The following is a 14,636-nucleotide window of genomic DNA, read 5'->3' as shown; positions in this document are numbered from 1 at the left end:
TATATTGTATTTCAGCTCATTCCCTTCTTGTTTGCGCAGGAATAAAACGTAGGCTTGCCAGCAACCAAAGCCCTGTTCCGGCCTCTGGTTCCCAAATTCTGGTTTCCCAAAAACATGTACCTCAAGACCCTCGAAATCCAAGGCTTCAAATCATTCGCAGACAAGACCGTGTTCGAGTTCGCCGAAGGCGTCACCGGCATCGTCGGCCCGAATGGCTGCGGGAAATCCAATGTCGTCGATGCGATCCGCTGGGTGCTCGGCGAGACCTCCGCAAAGGCCCTGCGCGGCGGGGAGATGGCGGATGTCATTTTCAACGGCACGGAGAAACGCAAGCCGCTCGGCATGGCGGAGGTCACCCTGACCATGGCGGATTGCGAGGATTCCCTGAAAGTCGATTTCAATGAGGTGGCCATCACACGCCGCGTGTTCCGGGACGGCCGCTCCGAATACCGGCTCAACGGCACCCTCTGCCGCCTCCGCGATTTCCACGACCTCTTCATGGACACCGGCATCGGCCGCACCGCGTACTCCATCATGGCGCAAGGCCAGATCGACCAGATCCTTTCCTCGAAACCCGAGGAGCGCCGCGCGGTCTTCGAGGAAGCGGCCGGCATCACGAAGTTCAAGCGCGAGAAAAAGGACGCGCTGCGCAAACTCGAATACACCGAGGCGAACCTGCTCCGCGTCTCCGACGTCCTCGCCGAGCAGGAGCGCCGAATGAACTCGCTGAAACGCCAGGTCGCAAAAGCCCGCCGTTTCCAATCCCTCTCCACCGACCACCGCATCCTCGACACCCACCTCGCCCACAAGCGCTATGTGGAGATCACCGCCGAGCGCGCGGAGCTCACCAACTCGATCCGCTCCCTCGACGCGCAGGACTCACACCTCGAGCGCCAGCTGCCGGAAAAGGAAGAGGCCGTTTCCGAAGCCCGTTCCGCCGCCCGCCTCTTCGAGTCCGAGCTCGCCGAGCTCCGCCAGCAGCTCAACACCCACCAGAACGCCCTCGCCTCCGCCCAGGCGCGCATCGCCTTCAACAACGAGCGCAAGGCCGAACTCGAAGGCCGGATCTCCCAGAACCATTCCGACATTTCCGCCACCCGCGAAAAGCTCGCCCAGCAGGAATTCGATTTCACCGCCGCCAACGAATCCCTCGACCAGCTCAACCGCCGCATCGCCGAGCAAGAGCTCGAGCTCCAGAAACAGGAAGAGCAAACCCTGACGGCCCGCGAGACCCGCGCCAACCTCGAGGCCTCCCTGCGCTCCTCCCGCGCCGAGGCGAACAAGGCCCAGACACTCATCGCCTCGATGCAGGCCAAGATCGAGTCCTCCCTCGCTCAGCTCGAAGGCAACCGCGATCGCGCCAGGCAGCTCGCCGAGGAGGAGCAGCGCCTGAACCTCGGGGTCGAGGAGCACATCTCCCGGCAGTCGGAAATCTCCTCCCTCGTCATGGAAACGGGCAACAAGCTCACCGATCTGGAGGAAGCCTTCCAAGCCGCCGAGCGCAGCCACCAACACACCCGCGGAGATCTCGATTCCGCCCGCAACGCCGCCACCGAATCTAACAAAATCCTCGCCCAGCGTTCCGCCCGTCTCGATGCAGTGAAACAGCTCGTCGCATCCGGCGAGGGCTTCGCGAAGGGCACCCAGAGTCTCCTCAAAGGACTCGACTCTCCCGCAGAATTCCAGCCCTCCATCGAAGGCGTTCTCGCCACCTTTATCCAAGCAGATGATTCCGCCGCACGGGCCATCGAGGCCGCCCTCGGCGCAAAACTCCAAACCGTTCTCGTCTCCGATTCCGCCGTCGCTGAAACCCTCATCGCCCGCCTGACGGAAAAGAAACTCGGCCAAGCCGCCATCCTCCCGAAAAACCTCATCCCGAAACCATCCGGCACCCAGATCGAGACCCTTCCCGCCGGCGCCACCGCATGGGCGCTCGACAAGGTGAAATCCGAACCGCAGGTCGCCGCCATCATCGAGCAGCTGTTGGAGAAAACCCTTATCGTCCCGGATCTCAAGACCGCCCTCAGCCTGCGCTCCGGCTACCCGGAGCTCACCTTCGCAACCCTCGCCGGTGAAACGCTCTCGCCCGAGGGCACCATCCAGGGCGGAGCCGCATCCGGCGCTCCCACCTCACTTCTCGAAAGGCAAAACGAAATCCGCTCCCTCGAAAAGGAAGTCGAATCCCTACAGGTATCCGACGAGGAAGCTCGCGCCCTCGTCGCCACACTTGAGAAAAACCTCGAGGCACACCGCGAGGCCGTCGAAGTCTCCCGCGAGCGCCTCCAGAGACAGAAGGTCGAGCTATCCACCCTCCAGGGCCAGCTTTCGCTCGCCTCCAAGGAAGTCGAAAACTTCAACACCCGCATCGAGAACGTCCGATGGGAACGCTCCGAGCTCGACAAGCGTGAGACCGCTGCCGCCGATTCCCGCCAGTCCCTGGAATCCGAACTCGCCGCCTCCCGCGAGCGCCTCGCCGCCATCGAGGACGGGACCCGTTCCCTACAGTCGCAGCTCGATTCGTCCATCGCCGCCGAGCAGGATCTCACCGCCGCACTCAACGAACTCCGCACCAACCTCGCCGTCGAAAAACGCGCGAAGCAGGCCGCCGAGGAACAGCAGCGCCCCATGGAGGCTCGCCTCTCCGAGCTTCGCGAGCTCGCCATCCGCCGCGAGGCGGAGATCGAAAATTTCACCACCCGCATCAAGTCGGCCGCCGATGAAAACCTCGCGCTCATCGCCCAGTCCGAGGATTCCAAGATCGAAGCCGAAGACCTCCAGCAGGCGCTATCCGAGAAAGCCCAGGGACGCTCCGAACTCATCAAGGCCATCGAGGATGCGGAAGTGCTGCTCTCGAAGCTGCGCAGCGAACTCGCCGCCACCAACGAGCAGAAAGGCCGCGAGGAGATCGCCGCCACCAAACTCGACCTGCGGCTCGAAAACCTTCTCGCCGCCACCGAAGACCGCCACCAGATCACCCTCGCCACCTTCGAGCCGGACGCCCACCTCCTCCTCGCCACGCTCAGCTCCCGGAAAGCCAAAAACGACTCCGGCGACATCGAGGACGGGCTGTCCCCGGACTGCCCGCCCCAGACCGTCTTGCACGAAGAGATCCAGGACACCCCGGGCGAGCCCAACTGGTCCCACGTCGAGTCCCTCGTCCACGACCTCAAGCGCAAGATCGAATCCATGGGGCCGGTCAATGTCGATGCCATCGAGGAATACGACGAGCTTGAGGAACGCCATAATTTCCTCCGCAACCAGCACGACGACCTCGTCGCCTCCAAGACCGAGCTGCTGGCCGTCATCGAGCGCATCAACGAGGAAACCCAGCGCCGTTTCTCGGAAACCTTCGCCCAGGTGCGCATCAACTTCCGCGACATGTTCAAGGAACTCTTCGGCGAGAAAGGCCAGGCCGACCTCACACTCATCGACGAGAACGACCCGCTGGAATCCGGGATCGAGGTCATCGCCAAACCACCCGGCAAGAAACTCCAGTCCATCACCCTGCTCTCCGGTGGGGAACGCTCGATGACCGCCGTCGCCCTGCTGTTCTCGATCTACATGATCAAGCCCTCGCCCTTCTGCGTCCTCGACGAGCTCGACGCCCCCCTCGACGAATCGAACATCAACCGCTTCGTCAAGGTGCTCGACCGCTTCATCGACCGCTCCCAGTTCATCATCGTCACCCACTCCAAGCGCACCATGGCCCGTGCCGACGTGATGTATGGTGTGACCATGGAGGAATTCGGCGTCTCGAAACCCGTCGGCATGCGCCTCACCGCCTCCAACGAGGATCAGAAAACCGAAGCAAAATCCGCCGCCCAGAAAGCCGCCCTCAGGCTGGATGCGTAGGGGCGATCCAAGGTCGCCTCACATCGTATCGCATTTCCGGTTTTCAGGGTCTGGCCGGGATTGGGATGGCCTCACAGATCTCGCGCCACCCGGGAAAGTTCCATTTGTTGGGGAAACCGGCGCACTGGGAAGGCTTCACGGCATGGATGCGGCAGCCGGAACCCTCCAGCATGATGCACTCATGGTTATCCTTCTCGATGAGCGAAAGCCCCTGCCGGTTGGTTCGCAGGCGGGTGTAGCGTGCGATGAAATCCTCCTCCGCCATCCCGAGATGCGCGGCAATGGGGGCGATCTCACGCTCCGCGAGCCGCACATCGCCCGGCCACTTGCAGCAGGCGTTGCACCGCTGGCAGACATAATGCAAGCCCGGCTCCAGCACCGTCAGATCGTTTCCCGGACTACCGTGATTTGCGCCTATCACTCCAGCCTCCGGTAATAAAAATTCACCTTTTCCTGGAACACCCTCCACTTCCTCCCCGGCCTGCCATTATCCAGCAGGAAGTGCGGGCAGTCCTTGTTGGGCGGCTTGGCACCCCGGCGCGGCCAGTGGTAGTGGGGAACCACTCTGCTGACCGGTATCCCGTGTTTCTTCATCAGCACGGCGGTCAGCTTCGCCGTCCGCTCCACGGTCGCGGCGATGCTCGACCCGCGTTCCTCGCACATCTCGATGCCGATCGAATACCGGTTTCCAGGCCCGTCGAAATCAGCGTGCTCGCCCTGCTCGGAGGTGGGCAGGTGCTGGATCGCCCTTCCCTGATCGACCGTGAAATGCCAGATGAGATAGCCGATGCGGTTGCCTCCCCGGCGTTTCGGCGCACGCAGGGCGCCCCGCTTCAGTGCCAGCGAATGCTTCTCGGCATCCGCCGTGAAATTCTGGGTGCTGTGGATGGTGATGTAGCGGGGCGTCATCGGCCTCACCACCTTGCGCCCGTGCGTGCCTTTCGGAACCAAGTCCACCTTGAGCCGCACCTCGCGCAACAAGGCTGAAACGGGGACTTTCCCCTCCGTCCGCGTCGCAATCCCCGACGGCGGGCCGACAGGTGCGCAGGCTGCCAGGGCTAACAGGACAACCGGGACGAGGGGCATGCAAAGGCGCGGAATCACCCGGACAGCGTAGCCCTTCGCGGCGCATTGTGAAGCCAAACCCTCAGCGCCTCGGGCGAAGGGACATGATCACACGAAGGGCGAAGAGCGGCAGGGCACCGATGAGTAGTCCGGCCGCGGCGACCTGGAGGCCGGGCAGCACCCTGGCCTTGCCACGCGCCAGCCCGGCCAGCGCCTCGCGCACCACCTGCTCCTTGGCCACATAGAAATAGGGGCTGGTCGGTATGTCACCGGCACTGCCCCCGCGCCTTGCGACCTCGCCGAATTCCGTTTTCACAGGCCCGGGGCAGAGCGAGAGCACTTTCACGCCGTGCTCCGCGAGCTCGATCCTGAGAGCCTCGGAAAAACTGCTGACGTATGCCTTGGTGGCGGCATAGACGGCGAAGTCCGGGATAGGCAGGGTGCTTGCCAGGGAGGAAACGTTGAGGATCGCCCCACCGCCGCGCCGTATCATCTCCGGCAGGGCGAGGTGGCTCAGGTGGGTGAGCGCGGTGATGTTCACATCCAGCATCGACTCCAAGGCTCGCCATTCCGCGGTTGCGAATTCACCATAGTCCCCGAGACCGGCGTTGTTCACCAGGAGATCCGGCGCGAAGCCTGCGGCGGATGCCGTTCCGATTGCCGCAGCCCTTTCCCCGGCATCCGAGAGATCGGCGGAAAGCACCATCACCGCCGTGCCGGGGAACGCATCACGCAGCTCCGCGGCAATCGCCTCCAGACGTTGCACACGCCGCGCGACGAGCACCAGCCTGCCCACCCCGCCCGCAAGTTGCCATGCGAACTCCTCCCCCAGTCCGGAAGAGGCTCCGGTGATCATCGCGCAGTTGTAGTGCATTTCCATAAGCCCACATGAAACGCGCCGGAGCCCGCGTGCAAGCGGCCATTACCAAAAAAAGACGCCGCCCATTTCCATGGGACGGCGTCGGTGGGGACGCGGCAATCAGTTCGCCTGCGCCGCAGAGCCGTCAGCATTCACTTTCAACACACGCAGCGGCACGCGCATGAGCAGCTCGCCGTCGCAGCCGAGGTCGATCGAGTAGATGCCATCCTTGTTGAAGCGCAGGCCTTGGAGGTTCATGACGATGTTGCGGGTCAGAAAGGGCGCGCCTTTCGGCAGCTGCACCTCGAACTCCGGCTCAATGGGCATGTTGTTCGGATCGAGCGGCTCACCGTCCTCGTCGATGATGTTGATGGAGAGCTTGTGCTTGCCGACGTCTTCCTGCGTGAAGCAGAACCGCAGCGCCAGCGCGCACGATGGGTGGACCACCGGCAGGGCACGGGCGGCGAGGGTGTCGAAGGTTCCGGTGATGACCAGCTTGCCGTTGTAGTCGGCGGCGAAGTCGCAAAGCGTTGCAATTTGTATGTCCATGTCTTGGATGTGGTGGTTGGTTTGGATGTCGCGGCCAAATCGGTGCGCGGGGCACCTGTTTAGCCGCACGGAGCCCCGCGTAAAGAGCAAACCCGGAGATCGTCCTGCCCTGCATGGGAAAATTCTCCGCGCCAGTTGACATTTCCGTCCTCGCCCCCCATAGCCATCACATGTCAACCGCGTTGCAGCCCAAGCCCCGCATCATCGGCCACAAGGTCCGTATCTGCATCGTTGCCTCCAAATACAACGAGAAATTCACCGACTCCCTCGTCGAGAACTGCATCGAGGAACTCGGCGACCTCATCCCGATGTCACGCATCGACCTGATCCGCGTCCCCGGAGCCTTCGAGATCCCTGTCGCGGTCGCAGCCGTCATGGATCGCGAGCAAATCCACTGCGTCATCGCCCTTGGCGTCATCATCCGCGGCGATACCGGCCATGCCGATCTCGTCGCCGCCTCCGTCACCGATTCCCTGCAGTCCCTGGCCATCGGGAAAATCGTCCCGGTCATCCACGAAGTGCTCCTCGTGGACGATGAGAAACAGGCACACGCCCGCTGCAACTCCTCCTCCAAGAACCGCGGACGCGAGGCCGCGCGCGCTGCCGCCGGAATTGTCGATGTGTTCGCGGAGATCGCGAAGACGATGCCGAAGGAAGACAAACGAAAGGGCAAGTGAATAGTATGCCGAGCCGCAGGCAAATCCGGGAAGCCGCCGTCCAGTTCCTTTATTGCTCCGACCTGGAAGGCGGAGCCGACCCATCCGGCCTGAGGGAGCCTTTCTGGGAGTTCCTCACGGAAACTGACCGCAGGAACCTTCAGGTCGCAACCTTCCGCACTGTCCATCACCTAGCCGCTGGCCGTGGGGACAGGCTCACCGAGTTCGTTGAGCGATCCAAGACCGCCCTCGCCCACCTCTCCGCACTCCCGCAGGCGGAAGACCTGAGAATTTCACTCAACCGCCTGCTGGCACTCGAGTCCACATGGAGCCTCGCTTTCTCCAAGCTCGGGAAAATCCCAAGGGACAGGGAGGATTCCGCCGTCGCCGACGAGTTCGGAGATGCCCTTGAGGCATTTTTCAAAACCGACCGCGACCTCGCCTTCCATCGCGGGCAATTCCTCAAAAGCGCCGGGGATTTCCCATCCCTGAAAGCCCAGCTTGAGCCGGTTTCCGCTCCCATACGCCGCCTCCAGAGAATTTCGGACCGGCTCCGCATGGTTGAGGAACCGGAAAAGTTCCCCGAGCAGGCGGACATGGCGAAACTCCGCCAGACCAAGGCGGAGATCGCCGATCTCCGCTCCCGAACCGACTCCTTGGTCGATGAAATCCTCGCCGCCAAGGAAAGCATCGACGGCACCATCGCCTCGATCGTGGAAAACTACTCTCCGGAGCGCATCGATCCCGTGGATCGTGCCATCCTCCGCCTCGGCACCCACGAGATACTCCACACCGGCACCCCGCCCGGAGCCATCATCAACGAAGCCGTCGAGCTGGCGAAACGCTTCGGCACCACCGATTCAGGCCGCTTTGTCAACGGCCTGCTCGACAAGATCGCCAAAAGTCGCACCGCGTAGCTGTGGCCTCCCGCCGCAGGCCGTGAAAAGGGCGTTCCGCCCTCCCCATATTTCCATTCGACCAAGCGCCCATTTGCCCATATTTTTCGCCTGCATGAAATTAAAGCCCCTAGCCCTCCTCCTAGCCCTGGCCGCCCCGCTTCCCGCCCAACAGGGTAACCGCAAGGGCCACGACAACATGGAACCCGTCGTTCCAGCAAATCTCGTCCCGCCCGCGCCCGTGCTCTCACCGGATGACGCGATGAAATCCTTCGTCATCGCACCCGGCTTCGAAATCAAGCCCTTCGCCACCGAGCCGATGACCGAGAAGCCCGTCGCCCTCGACTACGATCCCGCAGGCCGCCTCTGGATCTGCGAAATGATAGGCTACATGACAGATATCGACGGCACCGAGGAAGACACACCCATGGGTCGCATCGTCATCCTCGAAGACACCGACAAGGACGGCCAGGCCGACAGGCGCACCGTGTTCCTGGACAAACTCCTCCTGCCCCGCGCCGTCGCCGTGTATCCCGACGGCCTCCTCTACGCCACCCAGGAAGACCTGTATTTCATCAAACGGGATGGCTTGAAGCCCATCGGAAAAGCGGAAGTCGCCGTCAAAGGCTATATCGAGGGCGGCAATGTCGAGCACCGCGCCAACGGCCTCGTCCGCGGCCTCGACAACTGGCTCTACAACGCCAAATCCGCCATCCGCATCCGCCGCACCGACGGCAAATTCGTCTCCGAACCGACCCTCTTCCGCGGCCAATGGGGTGTGGCCTTCGACAACCAAGGCCGCATCTACCACAACAACAACTCCCAGTTCCTGATGGGCGATTTCATCGCCCCCAACGTGCTTGAGGGCAACCGCTCGGTGAACACACGGGTCTCCAGCACCGGCAGGATCGGTTCCAACAAACCCTTCCCCATCCGCGTCACCCCCGGCCTCAACCGCGCCTACATCCAGAAGTCCAACGGCTACGATTCCAACACCCTCGATCCGGAAACCCACAAACTGCTCTCCTGCACCGCCGCCGCCGGAATGACCATCTACCGGGGCACCAATTTCCCCTCGGAATGGGTCGGCAAAGGCCTGATCACCGAACCCTCGATCAACCTCATCAAGGCCATGGACATCGCCGAATCCGGCACCCAGCTCAGCGGCTCCCACACCTACAAGGACAGCGAATGGCTCGCCTCCACCGACGAGCGCTTCCGCCCCGTGAACATCTATAACGCGCCGGACGGCTCAGTCCACGTGCTCGACATGTATCACGGTATCATCCAGCACAAGACCTACGTCACCAGCTACCTGCGGAAATACTACACCGACCTCGGCCTCGACGGCCCCGGCACCGGCCACGGACGCATCTTCCGCATCACCGCCAAGGGCGGGAAGGTGGAGCCCGTGCCGGACATGGAATCCCTCCCCTCCGCCGAACTCGTGAAATTCCTCGCCCATCCCAACGGCTGGCACCGCGACATGGCGCAGCGCGTCCTCGTCGACCGCAAGGACACCTCCGTCGATTCGCTCCTGGAGCGGACAATCACCGGCAGCAACCAGCCCCTCGCCAAAATCCATGCGCTGTGGGTGCTCGAAGGCCTTGGCAAATTGAGCGCAGCCCATGTCACCATGGCGATCAATGCGCAGGATCCCAAGGTGATCGTTTCCGCACTCTGGGCCGCCTCGAAACTCCCGGCCTCCGAACTCGCCGCCGCCAGTCCGGCGCTACTCGCATTTTCTCCCGAGTCCGAGGAACAATCCGTCTATCTCACCCGCGCGCTAGGCCCACTCGCCACGCCGGCCGCTTTCGCGAAAATCAACGAACTCGTCAACGGCTCGAAAAACCCATTGGTGAAAGGCGCCGCCTTCTCCGGACTCGCCGGGCATGAAGCTTCGTTCAAGGCCGCCCTCGGCGCCAAGCTCACCGACAAGCAGCTCTCCGGCTGGATCGAGCAGTCCGCGAAAAAGAAAGGCCCCACCGGCCCCAAGCTCAAGGGAGCCCAGCTGGCTTCCTTCGAGCGCGGCAAGGCGCTCTTCCACGGCGAGGCCGCCTGCTTCGGCTGCCACGCACCGGATGGTGCGGGAATGCCCAACCTCGGCCCGCCCCTCGACGGCTCGGAATGGGTCACGGGCAAGGAGGAGGTTTTCGCCAAGCTCCTCCTTCACGGCATGACAGGCCCTGTCCATGTGAATGGCGTGAAATACGAAACCCCCGCCGAGATGCCCGCCCTTTCCGCCAACCCGATGTTCACCGACCAAAAGATCGCCGACATCATGACTTACACGCGCAACGAATGGTCGAACAAGGCCGCCCCCGTCTCCCCGGATCTCATCAAAAAGCTCCGCAAGGAAACCGCCGGACGCTCAGGCCGCCCTTACACCGAACAGGACTTGAAGTAAGAGGGGCCGCGCCGGGATGGCGCAAAGGCCGGCCTCACTCAGCCACCTTCGCCTTGTCCTTGGTTTCGCTTTGCTTGTCCTTCGTCTTCTCGGAATCCTTTTTGGGAACCAGGCTTCCCGATTCCTGGACGTCCTTGAATTTCTCGCGCAGCAGCTTGTCGCGGGCAGCCGTGGTCTTGCCACCTTCCTTGCCCATCATCTCCTGCATCTCCTTGTCGAATCCGGGATCCTCATGCTCATCCACCGTACTCGGATCTATCCCCATGGCGGTGGTTGCCGCATCGATCTGCGTGCCGCGCACCGCGATCTTATCCAGGGATTGCTGGTATTTCGCGACCATTCCCTGGATGTCACCGACGGACTTGATCTCTGCGATCACCGCCTTCAGCGCCTGGTAGCGTTCCGGATTGATGACAACCCAGCCTGTCGCGCCACCCGTCACACCCAGGAAGAACAACAGCGTGAAAACGAAACCACGGCGGCGGCGGCGTTTTTCCCTCAAGACCTTCGCATCCATGATGGCGGCGAGTTCGGCGTTGATCGAGACGTCCAGAGAGGCCTCCGCATTCGAATCTCGGATCGGGACGGACTGCGCCGCCTGGAATGCCGAGGGAGTCGGCGCTGCTGCCCGGAAAACGGAAGGCGCGGCCTGACCAACAGGTGGCGCCGCCTGAAACGCGCTCGGCGCTGCCCGGATCGCTGACGCGTCTCCCTGCGCCTCACTGCCTGGGGCCGGGCGGCTGAATGCGGCCGGAACTGATTTCCTGAGCTCCTCGGGAGTGCCGAAACGGCTGGGTGCCTGTTTTTCGTGAAGCGCGGCCTCGAACAGTTTTTCCAAATCCTGATTTGACATGACTGATTATCATGAAATCCAAATATCACGAAGATGTCAAATGAAATCCCCCGTTCGTAATACAGGTTTCATCCACAAGGCTCAGACTGAGGAGAATGCGCGAATCACAACGGATTCCACGGAGGGAGACGGAAGAAATCAGGCCCTTGGCTCGCCCTCACCGAATCAGAACCCCTGATATCCGAGGTTGGCATATCTTCATTTCCCCCGAGACAGAAACCCCGCCGGGGAGATGAAAAAAGGCGCAGGGATAACTCCCGTGCGCCTTCTTCCGTGAATGGCATGCCGCTTCAGTGCTCGCGGAAGAACTGCTCCAGGCGCGAGAGACCTTCGTTGAGGACGTCTAGCGTGGTGCAGTAGCTGATGCGGATGCCCTCGTCGTAGCCGAAGGCGATGCCGGGGACGGCCGCAACCTTGTAGCGGGAGAGGAGCTTGTCGCAGAGGTTCATCGACTTCAGGCCTGTCTGGCCGGTGTAGATGAAGAAGTAGAACGCACCCTTCGGCTCGACCACGCGGATGTTGTTGATCGCGCTGAGGCGGGAGAATACGAACTGGCGCTTCACATCATACTCGCCGCGCAGGTCCTCGATGAATGACTGGTCGCCCTCCAGGGCTGCGAGCGCCCCGTATTGGGCGAAAGTGGTCGCATTGGAAACCGAGTGGTTCTGGATCTTGTCGATGGCATCCGCGATGGCTTTCGGCGCAGCCGTGTAGCCGAGGCGCCAGCCTGTCATCGAATAGGCCTTGGAGAAGCCGTTGACGGTGATGGTCAGGTTGTAGAGATCCTCGCTGAGAGAGGCGATGGAAACATGCTCCGTCTCTCCGTAAACAAGTTTTTCGTAAATCTCATCGGAAAGGATGATGATATCCTCTTCAAGGGCGATCTCACCGAGGGCGAGCAGCTCCTCCCTTGAGTAAACGGCACCGGTTGGATTGCCGGGGGAGTTGATGATCACCATCTTGGTCGCCGGGGTCATGGCCCCCTCGAACTGCGCCGGGGTCATTTTCCAGCCGGTGGATTCCTTGGTCTCAACGAGGACAGGCACACCGCCGGCGAGTTTGACCATTTCCGGGTAGGAAACCCAGTAAGGGGTCGGGATGATCACCTCGTCGCCTTCCTCCACGATGGCTAGGATGGCGTTGAAGCAGGCCATTTTCGCACCGGACGTGACGCAAATCTGGCTGGCCGGGTAGTCGATACCGTTGTCATCCTTCAATTTCTTGGAAAGCGCCTGGCGTAGCTCGGGGATGCCGCCGGAAGGGGTGTATTTCGTGCGTCCCTCCATGAGAGCCTTCACAGCCGCATCCTTGATGAACTGCGGGGTGTCAACCTCCGGTTCGCCGCCTGCGAGTGCATAGACTTCCTCGCCCTGGGCGATCATGGCCTTGGTCTGTGCGGTGACGGCAAGGGTAAGTGAGGGCGAGACCTTTTCGATACGTGATGAGATGCTGTGCATGGTTGCGCTTTGATTGGGATTGCGCGCGCTGCGACTGGCGCAACAAGGGATGATGCACCAGCGGAACGGGCGCGCACGTTGTGGAGCCTGCCACCGGCACTGGCAAGACAAATGCTCCCGAAATCTCACCCTCCGCCGCAGGGAAAGGCCTCAGCCGCCAAAAGGCGATCCCGATGCGAATTTCATGCTTGGATAACCGGCATCCCCTCCCCCATCTTCCCCCGCACACGACCATGCCCTGGCTTCTCCTCATCCTGCCTCTCCTCGCCGCCGCCGCGAACCAGCTTTTCCTCCGGAAAATCGGCATCGCCCACTGGGTCTCCACCGCATCCGCCGCCGCAACGTTCACCATCGCCATCCTCTGCCTCGGCAAGACCGGCGATTTCTCCTTCCCGTGGGCCACCGTCGGCTCCTTCCAGATCGATATCGGCATCACCCTGGACAAGCTCTCCACCGGCATGATGATCGTCGTCACCGGCGTCGGCCTGCTAGTGCATGTGTTCTCGCTCGCCTACATGAAGGACGATTCCGCGAAGGCCCGCTACTTCACCGGACTCGCCCTGTTCATGTTCTCGATGACCGGCATCGTACTGGCTTCGAATTTCATCATGACCTTTATTTTCTGGGAGCTGGTCGGCCTAAGCTCCTACCTGCTCATCGGACATTGGTATCAGAAGGACTCCGCCGCGGACGCCGCGAAAAAGGCCTTCCTCACCAACCGCATCGGAGACTTCGGCTTCATGATCGGCATCCTCATGCTCTGGGGCATCACCGGCACCCTGACTTTCGCGGAAATGTCCGCCCCGATCACCGTCTCCGCCGGTGTCCTCGGCGCGGCGCTGCTTTGCGTCTTCTGCGGCGCGGTCGGGAAATCCGCCCAGCTTCCCCTCCACGTCTGGCTGCCGGATGCGATGGAAGGCCCCACCCCCGTCTCCGCCCTCATCCACGCCGCCACGATGGTTGCGGCGGGTGTCTACATGCTCTTCCGCGTCCAGATCTCCCTGCCACCCGGTTCGTTTGACGGTTTCTCCGGCACAACCATCGCATGGGTCGGCGGCATCACCTCTCTGGCGGCCGCGCTGATGGCCACGCAACAGGACGACATCAAGAAGATCCTCGCCTACTCCACCCTCTCCCAGCTCGGCTACATGGTCATGGCCGTCGGCCTGCTTGTCGGGGAGGCGGGCATGTTCCATCTCTTCACCCACGCATGGTTCAAGGCGCTCCTCTTCCTCGGCGCCGGAGCGATCATCCATGCCTGCCACCACGAGCAGGACATCTGGAAAATGGGCGGCCTGCTGAAAAAAATGCCCGTCACCGCGATCACCTTCGCGATCGGCACCGCGGCACTCATCGCCCTCCCATACGTCACCTCCGGCTTCTGGTCCAAAGAGGAGATCCTCGCCGCCGCATACAACGGCAACAAGGCGCTCTTCGCCATCGCAGTCCTGGTCGCTTTCCTCACCACCTTCTACATGACCCGCGCCTTCGTCATCACCTTCCTCGGCAAGACCCGTTCGGAAAACGCGGATCACGCCCACGAGGTCGGCCCGCTGATGTTCATCCCACTCATCGCCCTCGCTGGCATGGCTATTTTCTCGGGATTCCCGCTACTCTCTAACGCCCTCAACGCATACCGCCCGGATCACGGTGGCCATCATGTAGAAGGCCACTACGTGATTTTGGGCGCCTCCATCGCCTCGCTGGTTCTTGGCCTCGCCGCAGGATTCGTCCTCTACAAGGGCAAAACGAAAGACCCGCTTTCCATCCCGCTGTTCCGGAACCGCTTCTACCTCGATGCGATCTACGAGAAAGGCATCGTGAAATACCTGCAGGACGGCTTCGCGGCCATCGTCCATTTCATCGACGAGCTACTGGTCAGCAGCCTACTCGTCGGCGGCCTCTCGCGCCTCGCGGAATCCACCGGCAATTTTTTCCGCAAAGCCCAGTCCGGCAACCTACAGGCCTACGCCTTCAGCTTCGGCATCGGTGTGCTGCTGCTCATTTATTTCACGGTGTTTTACAAGTAGCTAGAGAGGTGT

11 protein-coding genes are annotated in these 14,636 nt (G+C 61.9%); 5 read left to right on the top strand and 6 right to left on the bottom strand.

Going from position 1 to position 14,636, the window contains the following annotated elements; genetic code table 11:
* Nucleotides 1-114: 114 nt before the first annotated feature.
* Nucleotides 115-3,852: a chromosome segregation protein SMC gene (smc, locus tag HZ994_17565; GenBank protein QTN34048.1), complete on the top strand. Its 3,738-nt coding sequence runs from the start codon at nucleotides 115-117 to the stop codon at nucleotides 3,850-3,852.
* A gap of 43 nt (nucleotides 3,853-3,895) precedes the next feature.
* On the opposite strand, the gene HZ994_17560 is transcribed toward smc, so the two are convergent.
* From HZ994_17560 to HZ994_17545, 4 genes are all read right to left on the bottom strand, one after another.
* Nucleotides 3,896-4,228 (bottom strand): YkgJ family cysteine cluster protein, encoded by a 333-nt coding sequence (locus HZ994_17560; protein QTN34436.1) that lies wholly within the window; start codon nucleotides 4,226-4,228, stop codon nucleotides 3,896-3,898.
* Between the two features lie 41 nt (nucleotides 4,229-4,269).
* Nucleotides 4,270-4,938, bottom strand: coding sequence for an N-acetylmuramoyl-L-alanine amidase (locus tag HZ994_17555; GenBank protein QTN34047.1), 669 nt, complete (start codon nucleotides 4,936-4,938; stop codon nucleotides 4,270-4,272).
* A 61-nt stretch (nucleotides 4,939-4,999) separates the two neighbouring features.
* The gene (locus HZ994_17550) at nucleotides 5,000-5,773 is read right to left on the bottom strand and encodes an SDR family oxidoreductase (protein QTN34435.1); all 774 of its coding nucleotides are present in this window, start codon (nucleotides 5,771-5,773) and stop codon (nucleotides 5,000-5,002) included.
* A gap of 123 nt (nucleotides 5,774-5,896) precedes the next feature.
* Nucleotides 5,897-6,325: a hypothetical protein gene (locus HZ994_17545; protein ID QTN34046.1), complete on the bottom strand. Its 429-nt coding sequence runs from the start codon at nucleotides 6,323-6,325 to the stop codon at nucleotides 5,897-5,899.
* Nucleotides 6,326-6,495: 170 nt separating this feature from the next.
* Here HZ994_17545 and ribH point away from each other — a divergent pair, with 170 nt between their 5' ends.
* From ribH to HZ994_17530, 3 genes are all read left to right on the top strand, one after another.
* The gene (gene ribH / locus HZ994_17540) at nucleotides 6,496-7,002 is read left to right on the top strand and encodes a 6,7-dimethyl-8-ribityllumazine synthase (protein ID QTN34045.1); all 507 of its coding nucleotides are present in this window, start codon (nucleotides 6,496-6,498) and stop codon (nucleotides 7,000-7,002) included.
* A gap of 5 nt (nucleotides 7,003-7,007) precedes the next feature.
* Nucleotides 7,008-7,898, top strand: a complete 891-nt coding sequence (gene nusB / locus HZ994_17535; GenBank protein QTN34044.1) for a transcription antitermination factor NusB — start codon at nucleotides 7,008-7,010, stop codon at nucleotides 7,896-7,898.
* A 94-nt stretch (nucleotides 7,899-7,992) separates the two neighbouring features.
* Nucleotides 7,993-10,284 (top strand): c-type cytochrome, encoded by a 2,292-nt coding sequence (locus HZ994_17530; GenBank protein QTN34043.1) that lies wholly within the window; start codon nucleotides 7,993-7,995, stop codon nucleotides 10,282-10,284.
* 34 nt (nucleotides 10,285-10,318) lie between these two features.
* On the opposite strand, the gene HZ994_17525 is transcribed toward HZ994_17530, so the two are convergent.
* Together HZ994_17525 and HZ994_17520 are read right to left on the bottom strand one after the other, a co-directional pair.
* Nucleotides 10,319-11,137 (bottom strand): hypothetical protein, encoded by an 819-nt coding sequence (locus tag HZ994_17525; protein ID QTN34042.1) that lies wholly within the window; start codon nucleotides 11,135-11,137, stop codon nucleotides 10,319-10,321.
* 290 nt (nucleotides 11,138-11,427) lie between these two features.
* Nucleotides 11,428-12,594, bottom strand: a complete 1,167-nt coding sequence (locus tag HZ994_17520; protein QTN34041.1) for a pyridoxal phosphate-dependent aminotransferase — start codon at nucleotides 12,592-12,594, stop codon at nucleotides 11,428-11,430.
* A 233-nt stretch (nucleotides 12,595-12,827) separates the two neighbouring features.
* Here HZ994_17520 and nuoL point away from each other — a divergent pair, with 233 nt between their 5' ends.
* Nucleotides 12,828-14,624, top strand: a complete 1,797-nt coding sequence (nuoL, locus tag HZ994_17515; GenBank protein QTN34040.1) for an NADH-quinone oxidoreductase subunit L — start codon at nucleotides 12,828-12,830, stop codon at nucleotides 14,622-14,624.
* Nucleotides 14,625-14,636 lie beyond the last annotated feature (12 nt).

The sequence above is a fragment of the Akkermansiaceae bacterium genome (assembly GCA_017798145.1).
Classification (GTDB): Bacteria; Verrucomicrobiota; Verrucomicrobiia; order Verrucomicrobiales; family Akkermansiaceae; genus Luteolibacter.
This window is presented reverse-complemented; position numbering and strand designations above follow the sequence as displayed.